This window comes from Salinivibrio sp. PR5 (assembly GCF_001996085.1).
Lineage (GTDB): Bacteria > Pseudomonadota > Gammaproteobacteria > Enterobacterales > Vibrionaceae > Salinivibrio > Salinivibrio proteolyticus.
In genome coordinates this window covers 153784-173213 of the sequence record NZ_MUFK01000001.1, presented here as the reverse complement: position 1 = coordinate 173213, position 19430 = coordinate 153784, and the positions used below count along the sequence as shown (strand labels likewise).

The 19430-nt window shown below is 51.9% G+C and carries 22 protein-coding genes and 1 pseudogene; 16 read left to right on the top strand and 7 right to left on the bottom strand.

Going from position 1 to position 19430, the window contains the following annotated elements; genetic code table 11:
- Position 1 precedes the first annotated feature (1 nt).
- Both mlaE and mlaF read right to left on the bottom strand, forming a co-directional pair.
- Positions 2-781 carry a lipid asymmetry maintenance ABC transporter permease subunit MlaE gene (mlaE, locus tag BZG82_RS00740; protein WP_175418646.1) on the bottom strand — a complete coding sequence of 260 codons (780 nt, stop codon included), beginning with the start codon at positions 779-781 and terminating at the stop codon, positions 2-4.
- The gene (mlaF, locus tag BZG82_RS00735; protein ID WP_077456374.1) at positions 781-1578 is read right to left on the bottom strand and encodes a phospholipid ABC transporter ATP-binding protein MlaF; all 798 of its coding nucleotides are present in this window, start codon (positions 1576-1578) and stop codon (positions 781-783) included. The genes mlaE and mlaF overlap by 1 nt, the downstream gene beginning before the upstream one ends.
- A gap of 315 nt (positions 1579-1893) precedes the next feature.
- Here mlaF and BZG82_RS00730 point away from each other — a divergent pair, with 315 nt between their 5' ends.
- The 12 genes from BZG82_RS00730 (at position 1894) to mgtE (ending at position 11171) form a co-directional block, all read left to right on the top strand.
- Positions 1894-2856: a calcium/sodium antiporter gene (locus BZG82_RS00730; RefSeq protein WP_077479455.1), complete on the top strand. Its 963-nt coding sequence runs from the start codon at positions 1894-1896 to the stop codon at positions 2854-2856.
- 8 nt (positions 2857-2864) lie between these two features.
- A complete protein-coding gene (locus tag BZG82_RS00725) occupies positions 2865-3836 on the top strand; it encodes a KpsF/GutQ family sugar-phosphate isomerase (RefSeq protein ID WP_443216474.1) in 972 nt (323 codons plus the stop codon).
- Positions 3836-4396, top strand: a complete 561-nt coding sequence (gene kdsC / locus BZG82_RS00720) for a 3-deoxy-manno-octulosonate-8-phosphatase KdsC (RefSeq protein WP_077764950.1) — start codon at positions 3836-3838, stop codon at positions 4394-4396. The genes BZG82_RS00725 and kdsC overlap by 1 nt, the downstream gene beginning before the upstream one ends.
- Positions 4393-4956, top strand: coding sequence for an LPS export ABC transporter periplasmic protein LptC (gene lptC, locus BZG82_RS00715; protein ID WP_077764949.1), 564 nt, complete (start codon positions 4393-4395; stop codon positions 4954-4956). The genes kdsC and lptC overlap by 4 nt, the downstream gene beginning before the upstream one ends.
- Positions 4937-5455, top strand: a complete 519-nt coding sequence (gene lptA / locus BZG82_RS00710; protein WP_077662373.1) for a lipopolysaccharide transport periplasmic protein LptA — start codon at positions 4937-4939, stop codon at positions 5453-5455. The genes lptC and lptA overlap by 20 nt, the downstream gene beginning before the upstream one ends.
- An 8-nt stretch (positions 5456-5463) precedes the next feature.
- Positions 5464-6189: an LPS export ABC transporter ATP-binding protein gene (lptB, locus tag BZG82_RS00705; protein WP_069588123.1), complete on the top strand. Its 726-nt coding sequence runs from the start codon at positions 5464-5466 to the stop codon at positions 6187-6189.
- Between the two features lie 124 nt (positions 6190-6313).
- A complete protein-coding gene (locus BZG82_RS00700) occupies positions 6314-7771 on the top strand; it encodes an RNA polymerase factor sigma-54 (RefSeq protein ID WP_077641159.1) in 1458 nt (485 codons plus the stop codon).
- Positions 7772-7797: 26 nt separating this feature from the next.
- Positions 7798-8085: a ribosome hibernation promoting factor gene (hpf, locus tag BZG82_RS00695; RefSeq protein ID WP_077662374.1), complete on the top strand. Its 288-nt coding sequence runs from the start codon at positions 7798-7800 to the stop codon at positions 8083-8085.
- A gap of 3 nt (positions 8086-8088) precedes the next feature.
- Entirely contained in the window at positions 8089-8532 is a 444-nt protein-coding gene (gene ptsN / locus BZG82_RS00690; RefSeq protein WP_069588129.1) for a PTS IIA-like nitrogen regulatory protein PtsN, read from the top strand.
- A 26-nt stretch (positions 8533-8558) separates the two neighbouring features.
- Positions 8559-9410 carry an RNase adapter RapZ gene (gene rapZ, locus BZG82_RS00685; RefSeq protein ID WP_077764948.1) on the top strand — a complete coding sequence of 284 codons (852 nt, stop codon included), beginning with the start codon at positions 8559-8561 and terminating at the stop codon, positions 9408-9410.
- Positions 9407-9682, top strand: coding sequence for an HPr family phosphocarrier protein (locus BZG82_RS00680; RefSeq protein WP_077456362.1), 276 nt, complete (start codon positions 9407-9409; stop codon positions 9680-9682). Before rapZ ends, BZG82_RS00680 begins: the two co-directional genes overlap by 4 nt.
- A gap of 121 nt (positions 9683-9803) precedes the next feature.
- Positions 9804-11171, top strand: coding sequence for a magnesium transporter (gene mgtE, locus BZG82_RS00675; RefSeq protein WP_077479461.1), 1368 nt, complete (start codon positions 9804-9806; stop codon positions 11169-11171).
- Between the two features lie 69 nt (positions 11172-11240).
- Here mgtE and rpoD read toward each other — a convergent pair.
- The 4 genes and pseudogenes from rpoD to rpsU form a co-directional block, all read right to left on the bottom strand.
- A pseudogene (rpoD, locus tag BZG82_RS00670) lies at positions 11241-13094 on the bottom strand (RNA polymerase sigma factor RpoD); the annotation flags it as partial.
- 81 nt (positions 13095-13175) lie between these two features.
- Positions 13176-14927 carry a DNA primase gene (gene dnaG / locus BZG82_RS00665; protein ID WP_077764947.1) on the bottom strand — a complete coding sequence of 584 codons (1752 nt, stop codon included), beginning with the start codon at positions 14925-14927 and terminating at the stop codon, positions 13176-13178.
- Positions 14928-15010: 83 nt separating this feature from the next.
- The gene (locus BZG82_RS00660; RefSeq protein ID WP_069588140.1) at positions 15011-15454 is read right to left on the bottom strand and encodes a GatB/YqeY domain-containing protein; all 444 of its coding nucleotides are present in this window, start codon (positions 15452-15454) and stop codon (positions 15011-15013) included.
- A 23-nt stretch (positions 15455-15477) separates the two neighbouring features.
- Entirely contained in the window at positions 15478-15693 is a 216-nt protein-coding gene (gene rpsU, locus BZG82_RS00655; protein WP_069588141.1) for a 30S ribosomal protein S21, read from the bottom strand.
- 249 nt (positions 15694-15942) lie between these two features.
- Between rpsU and tsaD the strand changes: the two genes are divergently transcribed.
- Positions 15943-16962: a tRNA (adenosine(37)-N6)-threonylcarbamoyltransferase complex transferase subunit TsaD gene (gene tsaD / locus BZG82_RS00650; RefSeq protein ID WP_077479464.1), complete on the top strand. Its 1020-nt coding sequence runs from the start codon at positions 15943-15945 to the stop codon at positions 16960-16962.
- Between the two features lie 39 nt (positions 16963-17001).
- Here the strand turns inward: tsaD and plsY are convergent, their stop codons facing one another.
- Positions 17002-17601, bottom strand: a complete 600-nt coding sequence (gene plsY, locus BZG82_RS00645; RefSeq protein WP_069588145.1) for a glycerol-3-phosphate 1-O-acyltransferase PlsY — start codon at positions 17599-17601, stop codon at positions 17002-17004.
- A gap of 170 nt (positions 17602-17771) precedes the next feature.
- Here plsY and folB point away from each other — a divergent pair, with 170 nt between their 5' ends.
- The 3 genes from folB to BZG82_RS00630 are packed head-to-tail and all read left to right on the top strand — an operon-like array spanning position 17772 to position 19425.
- Positions 17772-18125: a dihydroneopterin aldolase gene (gene folB / locus BZG82_RS00640; RefSeq protein WP_069588147.1), complete on the top strand. Its 354-nt coding sequence runs from the start codon at positions 17772-17774 to the stop codon at positions 18123-18125.
- Positions 18122-18616: a 2-amino-4-hydroxy-6-hydroxymethyldihydropteridine diphosphokinase gene (gene folK, locus BZG82_RS00635; protein WP_077479465.1), complete on the top strand. Its 495-nt coding sequence runs from the start codon at positions 18122-18124 to the stop codon at positions 18614-18616. Before folB ends, folK begins: the two co-directional genes overlap by 4 nt.
- A gap of 8 nt (positions 18617-18624) precedes the next feature.
- On the top strand, positions 18625-19425 hold the full coding sequence (locus BZG82_RS00630; protein WP_077479466.1) for an undecaprenyl-diphosphate phosphatase: 801 nt from the start codon (positions 18625-18627) through the stop codon (positions 19423-19425).
- Positions 19426-19430 lie beyond the last annotated feature (5 nt).

The following is a 19430-nucleotide window of genomic DNA, read 5'->3' as shown; positions in this document are numbered from 1 at the left end:
ATTAATTCCCAAACATGAGTGCAGTAAGGACAAAGTCAAGGCCGAGCACGGCCAATGAAGAGTGCACCACAGTGCGTGTGGTGGCACGGCTGATACCTTCCGAGGTCGGCGTGGCATCGTAACCGTTAAACAGGGCAATCCAAGTCACTGCGATAGCAAATACCACACTTTTGATCAGTGCGTTGCCAACGTCGTAGCCCAGATCGACCGATGCTTGCATCACAGACCAGAAACTACCGTGATCGATGCCTTTCCAGTCTACCCCGACGAGCTCGCCGCCCCAGATGCCCACCAGCATAAAGATCACCGCCAACAACGGCATCGCAATCACACCCGCCCAGAAGCGCGGCGCGATCACGCGGCGAAGCGGGTCAACCGCCATCATCTCTAAGCTGGATAGCTGCTCAGTGGCTTTCATCAGACCAATTTCCGCGGTCAGCGCTGAGCCCGCTCGTCCGGCAAACAGCAATGCCGTCACCACCGGGCCTAGTTCGCGTAACAGCGACAAGGCGACCATTTGTCCAAGGCTGGTTTCTGCACCAAAATCGGACAACACTAAATAGCCTTGTAAACTCAACACCATGCCAATGAATAGGCCTGATACGATGATGATCGCCAGTGAGCGAACGCCCACTGAGTAAAGCTGTTTAATCAAGAGCGGGAAGGTCTTGCTCGGCTGTGGTTTGCCCACCAGAGCGCCGGTCATCACAAAGGTGGCGCGCCCCATCGACTCAGCCACGCCCATCGCGCGGCGACCCACATCCGCAATCTGCGTTTTTATCACCGGTAAATCTCCTGCTCTAGCTGACCCGCAGGATAGCGGAATGGTACAGGGCCATCTGCGTGCCCTTCGAGGAATTGTTTGACCCAAGGATCTTGATTATCACGCAGCGATTGCGGTGTGCCACTGGCGATGATCCGGCTGTCTGCCAACAGATAGACTTTGTCCGCGATGCTCATCACTTCAGGCACATCGTGGGATACTACCACGCAGGTCAGCCCCAAGGCTTGGTTCAGCTGGCGAATCAAGGTGACCAAGACCCCCATAGTAATTGGGTCCTGTCCCACAAACGGCTCATCAAACAAAATCAGTTCTGGGTCGAGGGCAATAGCACGCGCCAGTGCGGCACGGCGAGCCATCCCCCCAGAGAGATCACTGGGCATTAATGCAGCCGCCCCGCGCAGCCCTACCGCCTCGAGCTTCAGCATCACAATGGTATGAATGAGGGATTCATCCAACTGCGTGTGCTCACGCAAGGGAAAGGCCACATTGTCAAACACCGACATATCGGTGAACAAGGCGCCAGATTGAAACAACATGCTCATCCGTTGGCGCACATCGAATAAACGACGACGCCCTAAGGTGGGAATATTGTGGCCATCAAAAACAATGTCGCCGGCATCAGGCTTTAGCTGACCAGCAATTAAACGCAATAGGGTTGTTTTACCAATGCCAGATGGTCCCATGATGGCGGTCACCTGACCACGCGGCACCTGCAAATCAATATGATCGAAAATGCACCGGCTGCCCCGTGAGAATGTCATCCCGTTAATATCTATCAGGCTCTGTGCTGCCATTGCCGCATTCTCATGGTTAGATAGGATAAAAATTAAGTGGCTGATAATAAGGCGTCCCCTATGCTAACACAAGCAACGCCCGCTCCCTGCCTGATAGGACGTGATATAGCCCTGATAATGGCAGTATAGCCATTCACCCGCTCGGCGAGGAAGAATGGCCTATATGGACCGAAAAAGTGCCAACGAGTTCCCGTTCATGAATGAAAAGCAACGCATTCACGGCGATGGTACGGGCTTTTCGCTTCACATTTGCCACGTTAGCCGTCAGAATTGCACCTCATTTACGCCAATTTAAAAACGCAAAGGACAGGTGTCATGGTAGAAGCGGTTGCCATACTTATTGTGGGATTAGTGTTACTGGTTTGGAGTGCTGACCGACTCGTATTCGGCGCTGCCGCGATCGCGAAAAACTACGGCGTCTCTCCTCTTGTCATTGGCATGACGATTCTGGCCATGGGCTCTTCCGCGCCTGAAATGATGGTATCGGCCAATGCCGCGCTTGCAGATAAAACCGACACCGCGGTGGGGAATGTCTTAGGATCAAACATCGCCAACATTGCCCTCATTCTTGGCTTTACGGCCCTGATTAAGCCTTTGTCGATTAGCTCTATCATTTTGCGCCGCGAACTACCATTAATGATGGCGGTCACCTTGCTCGCCGGCGCTCTTTTGTGGAACAACCACCTCGGCTTTTTCGAAGGCGTGGGTCTGTTGGTCTTATTCGTGGTGTTTATCCTTGCCATGATCAAAATTGGCAAAGACTCAGGCGGGACCGATCCTATGCTGGCGGATCAGGAATCGGACATTCCGCAAGATGTCAGTAATCTAAAAGCGGTAATGTGGATTTTAATCGGTCTGCCTTTGCTACTGCTGTCATCCGATCAAGTGGTCGACTCGGCAGTCACCATTGCTCAATACTTTGGCATGAGCGACTTGGTGATTGGCTTGACCATCATTGCTATCGGCACCAGCTTGCCCGAACTCGCCGCCTCGATTGCCGGCGTGATGAAAGGGGAAGACGATCTCGCTGTCGGCAATATTATCGGCTCGAACGTGTTTAATATCTTGGCAGTGATGGGGATCCCGGGCTTGCTTAACCCGTCACCGATCAGTGAATTTGCAATGGGGCGGGATTACTACATCATGCTGGTTCTCTCTGTGATGCTACTGGTCTTCGCATTAGGCAAATCACGCAGTATCAACCGCATTGAAGGGGCGATCTTTTTGATGTGTTATATCGCCTATCAAGGCTATCTCTTTGTTAACGCTGCCGCATAATGGACATGGTGATGAGTGAATTTGATTTTCGTCGCGCAGGACTTGATGTGCTTACCATTGAGCAAGATGCGATTGCACAACTCAAAACGGCGATTGACGAGCATTTTGATGCCGCCTGTCGATTAATCTTGAACGCCACCGGCAAAGTGGTGGTAATGGGAATGGGCAAGTCGGGCCACATCGGCCGCAAAATTGCAGCCACTCTTGCAAGCACAGGAACGCCTGCGTTTTTCGTGCACCCAGGTGAGGCAAGTCACGGTGACCTTGGGATGATAAATCAAGGCGACGTGGTGTTAGCCATTTCCAACTCTGGCGAAGCCGGTGAGATTCTTACCTTACTGCCGGTGATTAAACGTCTCGGGATCCCGTTAGTCTGTATGACGGGCAACCCCAACTCGAGTATGAGGCAACTCGCCAAAGTCCACCTCAATATTCACGTACCCAAAGAGGCGTGCCCCCTTAAGCTTGCGCCTACATCCAGTACCACGGCCACCTTGGTGATGGGCGACGCGCTTGCCATGGCATTGATGCAAGCAAAAGGTTTTACCGCCGATGACTTTGCCCTCTCCCATCCGGGCGGCGCATTAGGACGCAAACTACTCTTACGTATTAGCGATTTGATGCATCAAGGCGAGCGTTTACCCGTGGTGTCAGACAGTGCCACCGTGCGCGATGCCTTGCTGGAAGTGTCAGAAAAAGGCCTCGGAATGACCGCCGTGGTCGATGCAGAGCAACAATTGGCAGGCGTCTTTACCGATGGCGATCTGCGCCGCTTACTCGATCAACGCATTGATTTACACACCACCGCCATTGGCGAGGTGATGTCCGCCAATCCGATCACCATTGAACCGGAACTGCTGGCGGCAGAAGGACTCAAACTCATGGAGGAGCGTAAAATTAACGGGCTGCTGGTAGCGAAAAATGGCCAGCTTCTTGGCGCCCTCAACATGCATGACCTTTTGAAAGCCGGAGTAATGTAATGTCCGCACCTGTGACTGACACCTTATATGGCCCTGTTGCCACCACCCTGTTCGAACGCGCGGCGACGATCCAGCTACTGATTTGCGATGTCGATGGCGTTTTCTCCGATGGTCGCGTGTATATGGGCAATCAAGGCGAGGAACTGAAGGCCTTTCACACCCGTGATGGCTACGGCATCAAAGCCTTGATGCACGCTGGTATTGAGGTCGCAGTGATCACAGGTCGACAGTCTAAGATTGTCGAAAATAGAATGAACGCCTTAGGGGTCCGTCATGTCTATCAAGGACAAAGTGACAAGCTAGCTGCGTACGACGACCTTTGTCAGCAATGCAACGTTAGCCCTGAGCACACCGCGTATATCGGTGATGACTTGATTGATTGGCCCGTCATGGCAAAAGTCGGCCTTGCGGTTTGTGTGGCAGACGGTCACCCGCTATTACAACAACGTGCCGATCTGGTGACCCAAATCCGTGGTGGGTTCGGCGCGGTCCGTGAAGTCTGCGATCTGATCCTCGAGGCACGAGGCGAGCTCGATCAGCACAAGGGCTTAAGCGTATGATGCAGCGGCTAAGCATGCTGGTGCTGATAGTACTGTGTGCCCTAACCGGCTATTATCTGCTTTCTCAACATGTCTGGGAGCGTGCGGTACAAGTTGAGCCGGACGCAGAAAAGCCTCTGTTTACCGGTGAACAAATTAAAACCGTGCAATACAACGCCGATGGGATACGCAGCTATACCGTTGACGCTGAGCACTTAGAGCACTACGCCAATATTGATGAAACCCACTTTAACGAGCCTGTCTTGTGGACCTATCATAATGGCAAAGACGAAGAGTGGCGCATCAGTGCAAACTATGCGGTGCTGTCTGATAAGCACATATTGACGATGACAGGCAAAGTGCGAATTTTTAACTTGCTACCGAACGCGCAAATTCATTCGGTAGCCACCGAGACTGTGACGTTGGATCTGACCACGCGAGACTTTTGGTCCGACCGTCCCACCACCATCACTGGCGTTGGCTTTCAAACCGAAGGACAACGCGTGAAAGGGAACTTCGGTAACCACCAGATGGAACTGTTAAACGATGTTAAAGGCCGATATGAAACGACCCCTCGTTAAAGCACTGGCAGGTGCCATGTTGCTGTTTTCGCACTACTCATTGGCATTGAGTAGCGACACAGAGCAGCCTATTTATATTCAATCTGAGAGCCAGCATTTGGACATGGCCACCAACACGGTGACCTTTACCCAAGATGTTGTACTGACCCAAGGTAGCATTAAAATTCTGGCCGACAAGCTGGTCGTGATCCGCCCTCAAGGCCAAGAAGGCGATGAAACCATTGAAGCGTTCGGCAAGCCTGCAACCTTCGAGCAGACCATGGATGATGGTAAAAAGCTGCACGGTGAAGCCTATAAGTTGCGCTACGAAGTGGGCAACGAGTTTTTGAAAATGTCGACCAATGCCATGCTGGAGCAAGCGGGTAATCAAGTCGAAGGCAATGTGATCACCTATCAAATTGATAAACAGCAATTGGTCGCAGAAAGTGACAGCAATAAGCGTGTCACTACTATCTTGCAGCCGACCACCAAAAGCCCATCTGAGTCAGAATCGCAATAAGAGGCCCTATGGCAACGTTAAAAGCGGCCAATTTGGCGAAAAGTTATAAAGGACGAAAAGTCGTCGCCGATGTCAGTCTGGAAGTGAAGTCCGGCGAGATCGTCGGCCTACTCGGCCCAAATGGTGCAGGTAAGACCACATCGTTTTACATGATTGTCGGCCTTGTCGCTCGCGACGAAGGGGCAATTTTTATCGACGATCAAGACATTAGCATTCAGCCGATGCATAACCGCTCACGTCTTGGCATCGGTTATTTGCCGCAAGAGGCCTCGATTTTTCGCAAGCTCACCGTCTACGACAATTTGATGGCGGTACTGCAAACGCGAAAATCCCTCACCAAAGAGGAGCGTCAAGACAAAGCCGAAGACTTGTTGGATGAATTTAATATTCAGCATATCCGCGATAGCCTTGGCATGGCGCTGTCAGGGGGCGAACGACGCCGTGTCGAAATTGCACGAGCCCTCGCCGCTAACCCGAAATTCATTTTGCTTGATGAGCCGTTTGCCGGCGTCGATCCGATCTCCGTGATCGACATTAAAAAGATCATCGAACACCTACGCGATCGTGGCTTAGGCGTGCTGATCACCGACCACAATGTTCGAGAAACCTTGAGTGTCTGTGAGCATGCTTACATTGTCAGCCAAGGACACTTGATTGCGCACGGCACCCCTGATGAAGTGCTGAATGACGAGCACGTCAAACGTGTCTATCTCGGTGATCAGTTCAAGCTATAGTGGACTCGCTCACGCTAAAATCTGCCAATCACGGCTATAGTTATTTATAGAGCGCTTGCCCTGCATCTCAGAGCAAGCGTTTTAACCTCATTGGTCGTTGTAAAAGGAAAGGTGTAACGCCCCTATGAAACCCACGCTTCAGCTCAAGCTTGGACAACAACTCGCAATGACACCGCAGCTACAGCAGGCTATTCGCCTGCTGCAGTTGTCGACGCTAGATTTGCAGCAAGAGATCCAAGAAGCGTTGGAAACCAACCCGCTGTTGGAACAGGACGAGGGTCAAGAGCAAGAGGCCGCGGAGCGTAATGATAACGACACCACGGAAACCGCCACTGCCAGCGCCGACACGTTAGAAACCTCAGACGCCTTCGAGAAAAACGAAATGCCCGACGAGTTGCCGGTGGATACCACTTGGGATGACGTCTATAGCGCGGGAACCGGCAGTACTGGCATTGCCTCGGGCGGCGATGAGCTTCCCGTGTATCAAGGTGAAACCACCGAAAGCCTTTACGACTATCTAAAATGGCAGCTCGACCTCACCCCCTTCTCGGAAACGGATCAAGCGATTGCCTTGGCGATCATCGATGCGGTGGACGATCAAGGCTATCTGTCAGTCACCACGGATGAGATCTTAGAAAGCTTGGGCAGTGAGGAGATTGAGCTTGACGAAGTGGAAGCCGTATTAAAACGTGTTCAACACTTTGATCCATTGGGTGTAGCCTCTCGCTCGCTACAAGAGTGCTTATTGCTCCAATTAGCGACATACAATCCAGAAACGCCCTGGCTGGATGAGGCACGTACCGTGCTCACCCAACATATGGATTTGCTCGCCAACCGCGATTATCGTCAACTGATGCGAGATACCCGTCTAAAAGAGCCGGATCTTAAAGCCGTGATGCAACTGATCCATAGCCTTGAGCCACGTCCGGGCAACCTGATCGTGACCAACGAAGCAGAATACGTGGTCCCCGATGTCTCCGTGTTTAAACATCACGGCAAATGGGTGGTACAAATCAACCCAGATAGCGTTCCTAAGCTTAAGGTCAATGAGCAATATGCCGCTTATGGTCGTAACGGCTGTAGCCCGTCAGATAGTCAGTTTATTCGCTCCCACTTGCAAGAAGCCAAGTGGCTGATTAAAAGCCTCGAAAGCCGTAATGAGACCTTATTGAAGGTAGCCCGCTGTATTGTCGAGCATCAACAAGACTTCTTTGAGTATGGCGAAGAAGCCATGAAACCCATGGTGCTCAACGATATCGCCATGGACGTCGACATGCACGAGTCGACCATCTCTCGTGTGACCACCCAAAAATTTATGCATACGCCACGCGGTATTTTTGAGTTGAAGTACTTCTTCTCAAGCCACGTGAGCACGGACAATGGCGGCGAATGCTCTTCGACAGCCATTCGTGCCCTGATCAAAAAATTGGTGGCAGCGGAGCCTGCCAACAAGCCCCTCAGTGATAGCAAAATTGCCGCCTTGTTAGCTGAGCAAGGCATCAAAGTTGCACGACGGACCATCGCTAAGTATCGGGAGTCGCTCGGTATTGCGCCGTCAAACCAGCGTAAGCGCCTGCTTTAGGGCGCCTCAACAGAAGGAAGATGTGTATGCAAATCAACCTGACCGGACATCATGTCGAAATCACGCCGCCATTACGCGAGTATGTGGATACAAAGTTTGCTAAACTCGAGCGCTTTTTCGAGCACATTAATAATGTCCACGTTGTGTTGACGGTCCAAAAGCTCGACCAAATCGCTGAAGCGACGCTCCATGTCAACAATGGAGAGATTCATGCGAAAGCACAGTCGCAAGATATGTATGCGGCCATTGATGGGTTGACCGACAAGTTGGTCAAGCAATTGAGTAAACATAAAGAGAAGCTCAAACAGCATTAAGCTATGGAACTTAAAGACGTACTCACAGTGGACTGCACACGCAGTGCCGTCCACTGTTCCAGCAAGAAACGCGCCCTAGAAATCATTAGCCAAGTGGCTGCGGACAAGTTGGGGATCAACGCGCAACAATTGTTTGAATGCATGCTAAGTCGTGAAAAGCTGGGCACCACAGGTATCGGCTCAGGGATTGCCATTCCACACGGCCGCATCACGGACAGTGATCACGCTATTGGCGTGTTGTTGCAATGTGCAGAGCCGATTGAGTTCGACGCTATCGACAAACGCCCCGTCGATTTGCTCTTCGCGCTACTCGTCCCGGACGAACAGTGCAAATACCACCTCCAAACCCTCTCGGCCATCGCCGAAAAGCTCAATGATAAACAGCTATGCCGACAGCTTCGCAATGCAGACTCGGACCAAGAGCTGTACAATATCATGACTCAATAACGAGTAAGGGCTGACGGGAGTCTATTATGATGCTGAAAATTGTCAGTGGCCGTTCGGGGTCAGGCAAATCTGTGGCGTTGCAGGTGCTCGAAGATCTCGGGTATTACTGCGTTGATAATCTCCCTGTGAATCTGTTGCGCGACTTCGTCACGTCGCAAGAAGATGCCGAGGCCAAAATTGCGGTCAGCTTGGACATTCGTAACCTGCCTAACGCAAATGAGCCTATTGCTGACACCCTCGCCGCGTTACGGGAAGTGTGCGATGTCACCTTGTATTACCTGGATGCAGATGACAAGGACCTGATTAAACGCTTTAGTGAAACGCGCCGCCTGCATCCCCTGTCGCGCCAAAACCTGTCTCTTGAGCAAGCGATTCAAGCCGAAAAGCAACAAATGGCGCCCATCAAGGAACACGCCGACCGCGTGATTAATACCACGGGGCTGTCGATTCACGACTTAAGCGAGTCGGTACGCTCACTGGTATTGGGCCGCGCTAGTGGCGATTTGGTGATGGTGTTTGAATCGTTCGGCTTTAAGCATGGCTTACCCGCCGATGCCGACTATGTGTTTGATGTTCGCTTTTTGCCCAACCCGCATTGGGAGCCGACCCTGCGCCCTCATACCGGCTTAGAAAAGCCCGTACGCATGTTCCTCGCCGCGCAACCCGATGTCGCGATGGTGATTGCACAAATCAAAGGCTTTCTTGAGTCTTGGCTGCCCGCATTGAAAAACAATAATCGCAGTTATGTTACCGTCGCAATTGGATGTACGGGCGGTAAACACCGCTCTGTGTATATTGCCCAATATCTGTCTGACTACTTCACGGAGCTCGGCGAAAAAGTGCAGATTCGTCACCGCACCTTGGAGCAATCGTCATGACCACCCTGCACACGGATGTGTGTGTGCGTAACCGACTGGGCTTACATGCGCGCGCCGCCATGAAGCTGGTTGAGCTGCTCCAAGCCTACGACGCCACCATTGAGTTGCAAAGTGGCGATAAGCGCGCCACGGCCGATAGCGTGATGGCGATGCTGATGCTGGAATCGGCTCAAGGACAAACCATCACCCTCACCGCGACGGGTCCACAAGCCGAACCGGCTTTAAACGCGGTAAAAGCGCTATTCGATGCCGGATTTGACGAAGAAAGTTAACCGCCCACTGCGCTGACCAGCACGCAATTCCTTTCTTATACTGACACGCAACCCATTTGTCATGCGACAGACTCCCCTGATTGCGTTAGAATTTCAGACATTGCAATGGGGGATGTTGCCTATGGCAGAAACGACAGAACAAGAACAGAGCAATCAAACCCACCAACGGCTACAAGAAGTTAGCCTACTGCTGGAACAAGGCATGTTTGTCCGCGTCCGCCGCATGTTGGAAGACATGGAGCCGGAAGACATCGCCCACCTACTTGAGGCCTCGCCGCCCAAAGGCCGTTTAGTTCTCTGGCAACTGACGGATCCCGAAGACCAAGGTGAAATCCTCGACGAGCTGTCTGAGGATGTGAAAGACGGCATCATGGTGCGTATGGCGCCCGAGCAACTTGCCGCCGCTACCGAAGGGATGGAAACCGACGACGTCGCTTATCTGCTGCGTAGTTTGCCTCAAGATGTCTCACAAGACGTGCTGGCAGAGATGGACGCACAAGACCGTGCGCGCATCCAGCAAGCGCTCTCCTACCCGGAAGACTCTGCGGGCGGGATGATGAACACCGACGTGGTCACCATTCGAGGCGACGTCACTGTCGATGTAGTACTGCGTTATCTACGCATGCGAGGCGAGTTACCCGATACCACTGATGCGCTTTATGTGATTGACCCGAATGGCCGACTGATTGGCAATCTACCTATTGCCGCCTTGTTGGTTAACCAGCCGGACACGGAAGTGGTCGACATCATGGACGATCCGGATGAAGCCATTAGCGTGACCATGGACGATGGCGATGTGGCGAGCCTTTTTGAGCGTCGTAACTGGGTTTCCGCCCCTGTCGTCGACCAACAGAATCACCTTGTCGGCCGTATTACCATCGATGACGTGGTCGATATTATTCGTGAAGATGCCGAGCACTCGATGATGGGCTTGGCCGGTCTCGACGATGACGAAGACACCTTTGCGCCCGCCTTTAAAAGTGCGCGTCGTCGCAGTATCTGGCTGGGGATCAATGTACTTGCGGCACTGACCGCAGCCTCCGTGTCGAACATGTTTGAAGGCACGCTCGATAAAATGGCTGCGATTGCGGTATTGATGACTATCGTCCCCTCGATGGGCGGTGTAGCAGGGAATCAAACCGTTGCCTTGGTCATTCGCGGGTTAGCCGTGGGTCACATTGGTGACTCCAACACACGCTGGCTGCTGGCCAAAGAGGCCACCGTTGGACTTATCAATGGCTTGGTATGGTCGATGATTATTGGCGGCGTCGTGGTGCTATGGAAAGGGAACCTTGAGCTTGGATTGATCATTGCCGGTGCGATGATGATGAATTTATTTATCGCTGGGATTGCCGGGGTCGCCATCCCGACCCTGTTAAAAAAATACAATATTGATCCGGCACTGGCAGGAGGCATGGCACTAACTACCGTCACTGACGTGGTTGGACTCCTTGCCTTTCTTGGCCTCGCTACCTTGTTTATTACCTAATCTGACCGCGATTAAAAAAGGCGAGCCATTGGCTCGCCTTTCTATTGGGCAGTGCAAAACGCTTACCGCTTACTCGTCCAAGAAGCTACGTAATGTCTCTGAACGGCTCGGGTGACGCAGTTTACGCAGCGCTTTCGCTTCAATCTGACGAATACGCTCACGCGTAACATCAAACTGCTTACCGACTTCTTCCAACGTGTGGTCGGTATTCATATCGATACCAAAGCGCATGCGTAGCACTTTTGCTTCACGCGGTGTCAGACCGGCCAATACGTCATTGGTCGCCATTTTCAGGTTGTTAGACGTTGCTGAGTCCATCGGTAGCTCAAGGGTGGTATCTTCAATGAAATCGCCCAGATGTGAATCTTCATCATCACCGATAGGGGTTTCCATTGAGATTGGCTCTTTCGCAATCTTGAGGACTTTGCGGATTTTATCTTCCGGCATCATCATGCGCTCCGCCAACTCTTCAGGCAGTGGCTCACGCCCCATTTCCTGAAGCATTTGCCGCGAGATGCGGTTAAGCTTGTTGATAGTCTCAATCATGTGCACCGGAATACGAATCGTCCGGGCTTGGTCTGCAATCGAGCGAGTAATCGCCTGACGGATCCACCAAGTCGCATAGGTTGAGAACTTATAACCACGGCGGTATTCAAATTTATCCACCGCTTTCATCAAGCCAATGTTACCTTCTTGAATCAAATCCAAGAATTGTAAGCCACGGTTGGTGTATTTCTTAGCAATCGAAATAACCAGACGTAGGTTGGCTTCCACCATCTCTTTCTTCGCACGGCGTGCTTTCGCTTCACCGATAGACATGCGACGGCTAATGTCTTTGATACGCTCAACAGACAGGCCTGTCTCTTCTTCGATGATTTTCAGCTTTTGTACACAGCGACGTAGATCTTCTTCGTAACGCGCCACACGCTCTGCATACGGCTTACCGGATGACAGCGCTTCATCAATCCATGCATCAGATGATTCGTTACCGGCAAACAGCTGCACGAAGGTTTTCTTCGGCATTTTAGCCTGATCGACACACAGACGCATGACCAAGCGTTCTTGGGTACGCACTTTGTCCATGGTCTGGCGCATTTCGTTAACCAGACGATCAAACTGCTTAGGCACCAAGCGGAACTGCTTGAAGGTTTCTGACAGTTCTTCGATAGACGCTTTAGTGCGGTCGTCGTAACGACCATACTGGTTGATTGCCGCTTCCATATTGGAATACGTACGACGGAGCTCGCTAAACTTCTCGCGTGCAAGCTCAGGATCGATACCGACATCTTCTTCGTTGTCGTTATCATCATCGTCGTCATCAGCGTCGTCGTCATCTTCGTCTTCGAGCTCTTTCTCACTCAGCTCAGAGCCGATGTGGGTGGCGGTCGGGGCCATGTCATCTTGGGTTGGATCAATAAACCCAGAGATGATGTCAGTCAGGCGTAGCTCTTCCGCTTCCACCTTATCGAACTGATCAAGCAGTGAGGCAATCGAGGCCGGGTATTCCGCCACCGAGCACTGTACTTGGTTAATGCCGTCTTCGATACGCTTCGCGATATCGATCTCACCCTCACGGGTCAGAAGCTCTACCGTTCCCATTTCACGCATATACATGCGCACTGGGTCGGTGGTACGGCCAATTTCACTTTCCACACTGGACAGCGCTGCCGCTGCGGCTTCTACCGCGTCTTCGTCGGCCACGGTCTCAGACATCATCAATTCATCAGCATCGGGCGCGGCTTCTACCACTTGGATGCCCATGTCATTGATCATCTGAATGATGTCTTCTATCTGGTCGGAATCGACAATGTCTTCCGGGAGGTGGTCGTTAACTTCGGCATAGGTCAGATAGCCTTGTTCCTTGCCTTTTGCGACAAGCAACTTTAGCTGTGACTGCGGATTTTGATCCATAGACGATATCCAACTTCGGGTCTGAGTGAAGAATTTAGTATGCGGAAACGCAAACCGCCAATATTAACAAATGTCGCCTTTGCTGGCTACTTTCTAAACGGACTGGCTCTGTATCAGTAGCATCAGTTCCCGCTTCTCTTCGACTGATAAGCCGACGGTATTTGACTTCGCTTGCAACTTGGCTATTTGTTGTTCGACACACTGGGCGAGTATTTTATCCAGTGAATCGCAAAAAAGTTCTGACGCATTATCATCGTCAATATAAAGATCCCAGCTGGCTAACCGCGCCAGCAAGGCTTCTTGTTTTGTCCCCCGCCAGTGCTCTAGCAACTGACCGGTAGTGATATTGGGGCGCGCTCGACAGATCTCAAGGATCGGATTGAGTAACGCCAAACCGGGCAAATCAATCGACTCCGCTGATGGCAACGGCGGTACCTCTTGGCCCAAGTACGGGTACTGGACCAGTAATGCAATCACCTCACGCATCGGCGTACGCTTAATCTCTGATTGCCCATGTACTTTAACGGGCTGCCCTTGGCGACGGATCAAGGTCTCTAGCTGATGGTCATCCATGATGCCCAATTTCTGCCCCAGTGTATTACGCAGGTAAAGGCGCAACGTATCCCCGGGCACTTTTTCAATCAAAGGCACTGCCAAGTTCGCCAACTTGGCTTTACCTTCTTGGCTGCTGGTGTCGACTTGCTTAAGCAAGGTGGTGAACATAAAGGTGGAGAGGGTTTGTGCCTCATTCAACCGCTGTTCAAACCCTTCTTTGCCCTCTTGGCGGATCATCGAATCCGGATCTTCACCGTCGGGCAAAAACATAAATTTGAGCTGTCTGCCATCAGTCATGTAGGGCAATGCTTGTTCCATCGCCCGCCATGCCGCTTCTCGGCCGGCTCGATCGCCATCGTAGCAGCAAAGTATAGTACTACTTTGCCGAAACAGGGTTTGCATATGCTCCCCGGTGGTCGATGTCCCCAACGAGGCCACAGCGTAATCGACGCCAAATTGTGCCAGTGCCACCACGTCCATATAGCCTTCAACCACGAGGATACGCTCAGGGTGGCGATAACGTTGCATCACTTCATACAAGCCATACAACTCCCGACCTTTATGAAAGATCGGCGTTTCTGGCGAGTTCAGGTATTTCGGGGTGCCATCCCCTAACACCCGTCCACCAAAGCCGATCACACGGCCTCGGCGATCGCGGATAGGAAACATCACGCGACCACGAAAACGGTCATAACTGCGACCATTGTCGTTTTCAATCAACATGCCGGCGGTGATCAGCTGGCGTTGCTCCGCTTGGCTACGACCAAAACGTCGCTTAATGGTGTCCCAATGATCAGGGACATACCCAATACCAAACTGTTTTACCACTTCACCGGATAGACCACGTTGTTTGAGATAATCCACCGCCACTTGTCCGGCTTCCGTTCGCAGCTCGCTGCTGTAGGTCCGTGCAATGGCTTCCATGGTTTCATAAATCTGACGTTTATCATCCGTGGGAATGCTGGGGCGTGCTGTCCCGCCATTCACTTGTTCACGGGGCACGTCTAAACCGAGTGTGTTCGCTAACTCTTCGATCGCATCGGGAAACTCCAATCGATCAAATTCCATCACAAAGTCGATGGCATTACCGTGCACACCACATCCGAAGCAGTGGTAAAACTGCTTTTCTTGGCTAACGCTAAATGAAGGCGTTTTTTCGTTATGGAACGGACAACAGGCGCTGTAATTCTTGCCCTTTTTCTTGAGCTTGACCCGTGCGTCTATGATCTCAACAATGTCGAGACGTGAGAGCAAGTCGTCAATGAATGCGCGCGGGATTCTGCCTGCCATAACCTGAAATTTATAGGGAGAGAAGCAAACAAGCCGCGCCGTCCATTACGGAAAGCACGGCTTGTTGTAAGGTCTGGAAAAACTTAGCTTAAATTCGCTTTCACGAGTTGGCTAACTTTTCCCATATCAGCTCGGCCTTGGATTTGAGGTTTTAGTACCCCCATCACCTTGCCCATGTCTTGCATGGAGGCTGCGCCGGTTTTTTCAACGGCAGCTTTTACCAATGCATCGACCTCTGCTTCGCTCAGTGGTTGAGGAAGAAATTCTTCAATCACTGCAATTTCCGCAAGTTCTGCATCGGCAAGATCATCACGACCGGCTGACTGGTATTGGGCTACGGAATCACGGCGCTGCTTTACGCTTTTTGTCAGCACCGCAAGAATGTCCTCGTCACTCAATGACTGACGGGTATCCACTTCTTGCTGTTTAATGGCTGACATCAGAAGGCGAATCGTACCAAGACGCGTCTTGTCTTTCGCTTTCATCGCCGCTTTTTGGGCATCTTTTAGACGTTCAAGCAATTCCATAGCACCTACCTAATCTGACTAAATTAGTACAGACGTACGCGACGTTGGTTTTCGCGTGCCAACTTCTTCAGGTGACGTTTTTGAGCAGCGGCTTTAGCGCGTTTGCGAACGGTAGTTGGCTTTTCGAAGTGCTCACGACGGCGAACTTCAGAAAGAATACCTGCTTTTTCACAAGAGCGCTTAAAGCGACGCAATGCTACGTCAAATGGTTCGTTTTCACGTACTTTAACTACTGGCATGTGCCTTTCACCTCAGGGGTTATCAGTTATCGCTGGCGAATTATTGGCCAGCCTTGATTAAAAATGGTGCGAAATTCTAATCCGAATAGGGGGGCATTGTAAAGCACATCTGGCGAATTACTTCCAAGCCATGTAAGATTGCGCGCACCGCCAGCCTGTGCTGGCAACGTCTTCTCGCTTCGGTCTTCACGCTCAGCGTGCTCATTTATCCTAAGCGTTCAATCTATCGGCTTTTTTCCTGAGGTTATGATGCGAATTTTAGGCATAGAGACATCGTGTGACGAAACTGGCGTGGCGATCTACGACGATCAGCGCGGGCTTTTGTCACATAAACTTTACAGTCAGGTAAAGCTTCATGCCGATTATGGCGGGGTTGTCCCTGAGTTAGCCTCTCGCGATCACGTTAAAAAGACCTTGCCGTTAGTCAAAGCAGCGATGGCAGAGGCGCAGCTGACACCAGCGGATATCGATGGCGTGGCCTACACCGCCGGTCCCGGATTGGTCGGTGCCCTGCTGGTTGGTGCCACCATCGGTCGCAGCCTGGCGTACGCTTGGCAAGTGCCGGCGGTAGCGGTGCATCATATGGAAGGCCACTTACTTGCGCCTATGTTAGAAGACACGCCTCCTCCCTTTCCGTTTGTGGCGTTGCTCGTCTCCGGCGGACACACGCTGTTAGTCGAAGTAAAGGGGATTGGCGAATACCGCATTCTTGGTGAGTCGATTGATGACGCAGCCGGTGAAGCGTTTGATAAAACCGCGAAGCTGATGAATCTTGATTATCCCGGTGGCCCCTTATTGTCAAAACTGGCAGAAAACGGCACCCACGGCCGCTTCACCTTCCCACGTCCGATGACCGATCGTCCTGGTCTCGATTTCAGCTTTTCCGGCTTGAAGACATTTGCCGCGAATACCATTGCAGCCAATGACAATGATCCGCAAACCCGTGCGGATATCGCGTATGCCTTCCAAGACGCGGTGGTGGACACGCTGGCAATCAAATGTAAGCGAGCGTTAGAGCAATGTGGCATGAATCGATTAGTGGTTGCTGGCGGCGTTAGCGCGAACCGTCATTTACGCGACAAACTCGACACCCTCACGCGCAAACTGGGCGGCGACGTTTTCTATCCACGTCCCGAGTTCTGTACCGATAACGGTGCTATGATTGCCTACGCGGGGATGCAGCGACTAAAAAACGGTGAGCATATGGGGCTGGGGGTGAAGGCACAGCCGCGCTGGCCGATTGATACCTTGCCATCGCTGACTCAATGATGCGAAAAAGCAGCCTTGGGCTGCTTTTTTTTACGTCTGTTAACGTCGCCAGCGCCTGAGCACGATGGGTTTTTCCTCGCCATCGAGCAGGCGACGAATATTTTCGTAATGACGAAATAAGATCAGGCAGGAGAGCATCGCCACTGGCATGGTAAATTGCGGTTTAATCCACCAAGTGAAAAGCGGTGCCAAAATAGCAGTGACGATGGCACTTAATGACGAATAGCCGGTGATCACCAACACCACTCCCCAAGTCAGCACTAACAAGCCAGTCAGACTGAGTCCTATCGGGGCCATAGCACCTAGCGCCGTCGCCACACCTTTGCCACCTCGAAAATGGAAGAACACCGGATAGATGTGTCCAAGACAGGCGGCGATGCCAATCAAGCCAAGCAAAAACGGATTAATCCCGATAAGATAACTGAGCCAAACGGGGATCGTCCCTTTAAGCATGTCGCACACTAAGACCAATGCCGCGGCCGTGCGACCCCCGAGGCGATACACATTGGTCGCGCCCGGATTTCCAGACCCTTGTTCGCGAGGATCCGGCAGACCATAGGCCCGGCACACCAGCACCGCACTGGAAACAGAGCCGAGCAAATAGGCAGCGATGATGATGGCAATGGCCAGTGCAGTCATGTGAAATTCCTAGAGTTTGTGCTGCATTCGTTGCTATAGTGCGCCCACGATCTTGATTAGACGCAACATGGATCGGAACGCATCGCGCATCCAAGTGTCAATCGATAAGCTCGATAATACGGGCTTTCTTACCACAGTGGTATCCGACCTGTCACGGAGTGTGAAAAAACATGGATTCCGTCTTTATAGAACAACTCGACGTTGTGACCACCATCGGTGTCTACGATTGGGAACAAACCATCCAACAAAAGTTGGTACTCGATATCGAAATGGCGCACGACAATCGTCCCGCCGCCCAAAGTGATGATGTCAGTTTAGCGCTGGATTATGCCAGTGTCAGTGAGGCTGTGATTGCACATGTTCAAGCCAGCCGCTGTGCGCTCATCGAGCGGGTCGCCGAAGAGGTCGCCGCGCTAATACAGTCACAATTTGGCGTCAGCTGGGTAAAGGTGCGTGTGGCCAAACCTGGTGCCGTCGCCCAAGCGCGTAATGTTGGCGTAGTAATAGAGCGAGGCACACGGTGACAAAAGCATTAGTCAGTATTGGCTCAAACATCGATCGCGACCTGCATATTCAAGCTGCAGTTGAAGCGTTACGTGCCTTAGACCCGCACTGCCGTTTTTCGCGCATTTTTGAGGCCGAACCCGTCGGCTTTGAAGGGCCGAATTTCTATAACCTTATTGCTGAGCTCGACACCACACTCGATCTGCAAACCTTTTGGCAAACCATACGCGATATCGAAAGTCGATATGGGCGACAGCGCGACGACGTTAAGTATCGCGATCGTACCTTGGACATCGACTTATTGACCTTTGGCGATCAGTGCCAGTCCAGCGGACCTGCCTTACCACGCAACGATATTTATAAATTTGCATTCACCCTTTGGCCACTCGCTGAACTGTGTCCCGATCAAGCAATCCCCGGGGATGGACGAACATTTGCGCAGCTTTGGCAGCAATTTGACCAAGCCCAGCCACTATGGCCTATCGAGACCCCTGCGTATTTGAAGGAATAATCATTACCATGAGCATGTTTGAAGCCTTTTTTCTTGCCCTTATTCAAGGCTTGACTGAGTTTTTGCCCATTTCTAGCTCCGCTCACCTCATTTTGCCATCGCAGATTTTTGGCTGGGCCGACCAAGGCTTAGCCTTCGATGTGGCCGTTCATGTCGGTACGCTTGCCGCGGTGATTGGCTATTTCCGCCGTGAAGTTGTGTCACTGCTAGGTGCCTTTTTCGCGTCGTTCACAGGTAAACACAGCCGGGATAGTCAATTGGCTTGGATGATCGTATTGGCGACCATTCCCGCCTGCGTGGCTGGCCTGTTTCTTAAAGATTTGATTGAGCTTTACCTGCGTTCAGCGTGGGTGATTGCCGCTACCACCTTGCTATTTGGTGCACTGCTTTGGTGGGCCGACCGCCATGCGCGTCAACAATGCGATGAGTATCAAACCACCCGATCGCGTGCGCTGTTTATCGGGATCGCTCAAGCACTTGCTTTGATCCCAGGCACCTCACGTTCGGGCGCCACCATTACTGCTGCGCTGATGCTAGGCTACACCCGAGAAGCCGCCGCGCGTTTCTCATTTTTGATGTCGATTCCGATCATCACCCTCGCCGGATCGTATCTGGGCTTACAGCTGGCCACCAGCCCAGTGCCGGTTGAGTTTGCCCCCATTGGGGTTGGCGTGTTGGTCTCTTTTGTCAGCGCCTATGCGTGTATTCATGCGTTTTTAAAGCTGGTCACCCGAGTGGGCATGTTACCGTTCGTGATTTACCGCCTGATTTTGGGTGTGGGCCTCATTGCGCTATTGATGAGCCAATAAGCTTC

What these genes read in the sequence shown, in the direction of transcription:
- lptA (WP_077662373.1), top strand. Translation starts at nt 4,937, where the DNA reads ATGAAACGACCCCTCGTTAAAGCACTGGCAGGTGCCATGTTGCTGTTT.
- ptsN (WP_069588129.1), top strand. Translation starts at nt 8,089, where the DNA reads ATGGAACTTAAAGACGTACTCACAGTGGACTGCACACGCAGTGCCGTC.
- BZG82_RS00730 (WP_077479455.1), top strand. Translation starts at nt 1,894, where the DNA reads ATGGTAGAAGCGGTTGCCATACTTATTGTGGGATTAGTGTTACTGGTT.
- BZG82_RS00700 (WP_077641159.1), top strand. Translation starts at nt 6,314, where the DNA reads ATGAAACCCACGCTTCAGCTCAAGCTTGGACAACAACTCGCAATGACA.
- mlaF (WP_077456374.1), bottom strand. Translation starts at nt 1,578, where the DNA reads ATGGCAGCACAGAGCCTGATAGATATTAACGGGATGACATTCTCACGG.
- folB (WP_069588147.1), top strand. Translation starts at nt 17,772, where the DNA reads ATGGATTCCGTCTTTATAGAACAACTCGACGTTGTGACCACCATCGGT.
- BZG82_RS00680 (WP_077456362.1), top strand. Translation starts at nt 9,407, where the DNA reads ATGACCACCCTGCACACGGATGTGTGTGTGCGTAACCGACTGGGCTTA.
- lptB (WP_069588123.1), top strand. Translation starts at nt 5,464, where the DNA reads ATGGCAACGTTAAAAGCGGCCAATTTGGCGAAAAGTTATAAAGGACGA.
- rpsU (WP_069588141.1), bottom strand. Translation starts at nt 15,693, where the DNA reads ATGCCAGTAGTTAAAGTACGTGAAAACGAACCATTTGACGTAGCATTG.
- dnaG (WP_077764947.1), bottom strand. Translation starts at nt 14,927, where the DNA reads ATGGCAGGCAGAATCCCGCGCGCATTCATTGACGACTTGCTCTCACGT.
- BZG82_RS00630 (WP_077479466.1), top strand. Translation starts at nt 18,625, where the DNA reads ATGAGCATGTTTGAAGCCTTTTTTCTTGCCCTTATTCAAGGCTTGACT.
- plsY (WP_069588145.1), bottom strand. Translation starts at nt 17,601, where the DNA reads ATGACTGCACTGGCCATTGCCATCATCATCGCTGCCTATTTGCTCGGC.
- hpf (WP_077662374.1), top strand. Translation starts at nt 7,798, where the DNA reads ATGCAAATCAACCTGACCGGACATCATGTCGAAATCACGCCGCCATTA.
- lptC (WP_077764949.1), top strand. Translation starts at nt 4,393, where the DNA reads ATGATGCAGCGGCTAAGCATGCTGGTGCTGATAGTACTGTGTGCCCTA.
- mgtE (WP_077479461.1), top strand. Translation starts at nt 9,804, where the DNA reads ATGGCAGAAACGACAGAACAAGAACAGAGCAATCAAACCCACCAACGG.
- rapZ (WP_077764948.1), top strand. Translation starts at nt 8,559, where the DNA reads ATGATGCTGAAAATTGTCAGTGGCCGTTCGGGGTCAGGCAAATCTGTG.
- kdsC (WP_077764950.1), top strand. Translation starts at nt 3,836, where the DNA reads ATGTCCGCACCTGTGACTGACACCTTATATGGCCCTGTTGCCACCACC.
- tsaD (WP_077479464.1), top strand. Translation starts at nt 15,943, where the DNA reads ATGCGAATTTTAGGCATAGAGACATCGTGTGACGAAACTGGCGTGGCG.
- BZG82_RS00660 (WP_069588140.1), bottom strand. Translation starts at nt 15,454, where the DNA reads ATGGAATTGCTTGAACGTCTAAAAGATGCCCAAAAAGCGGCGATGAAA.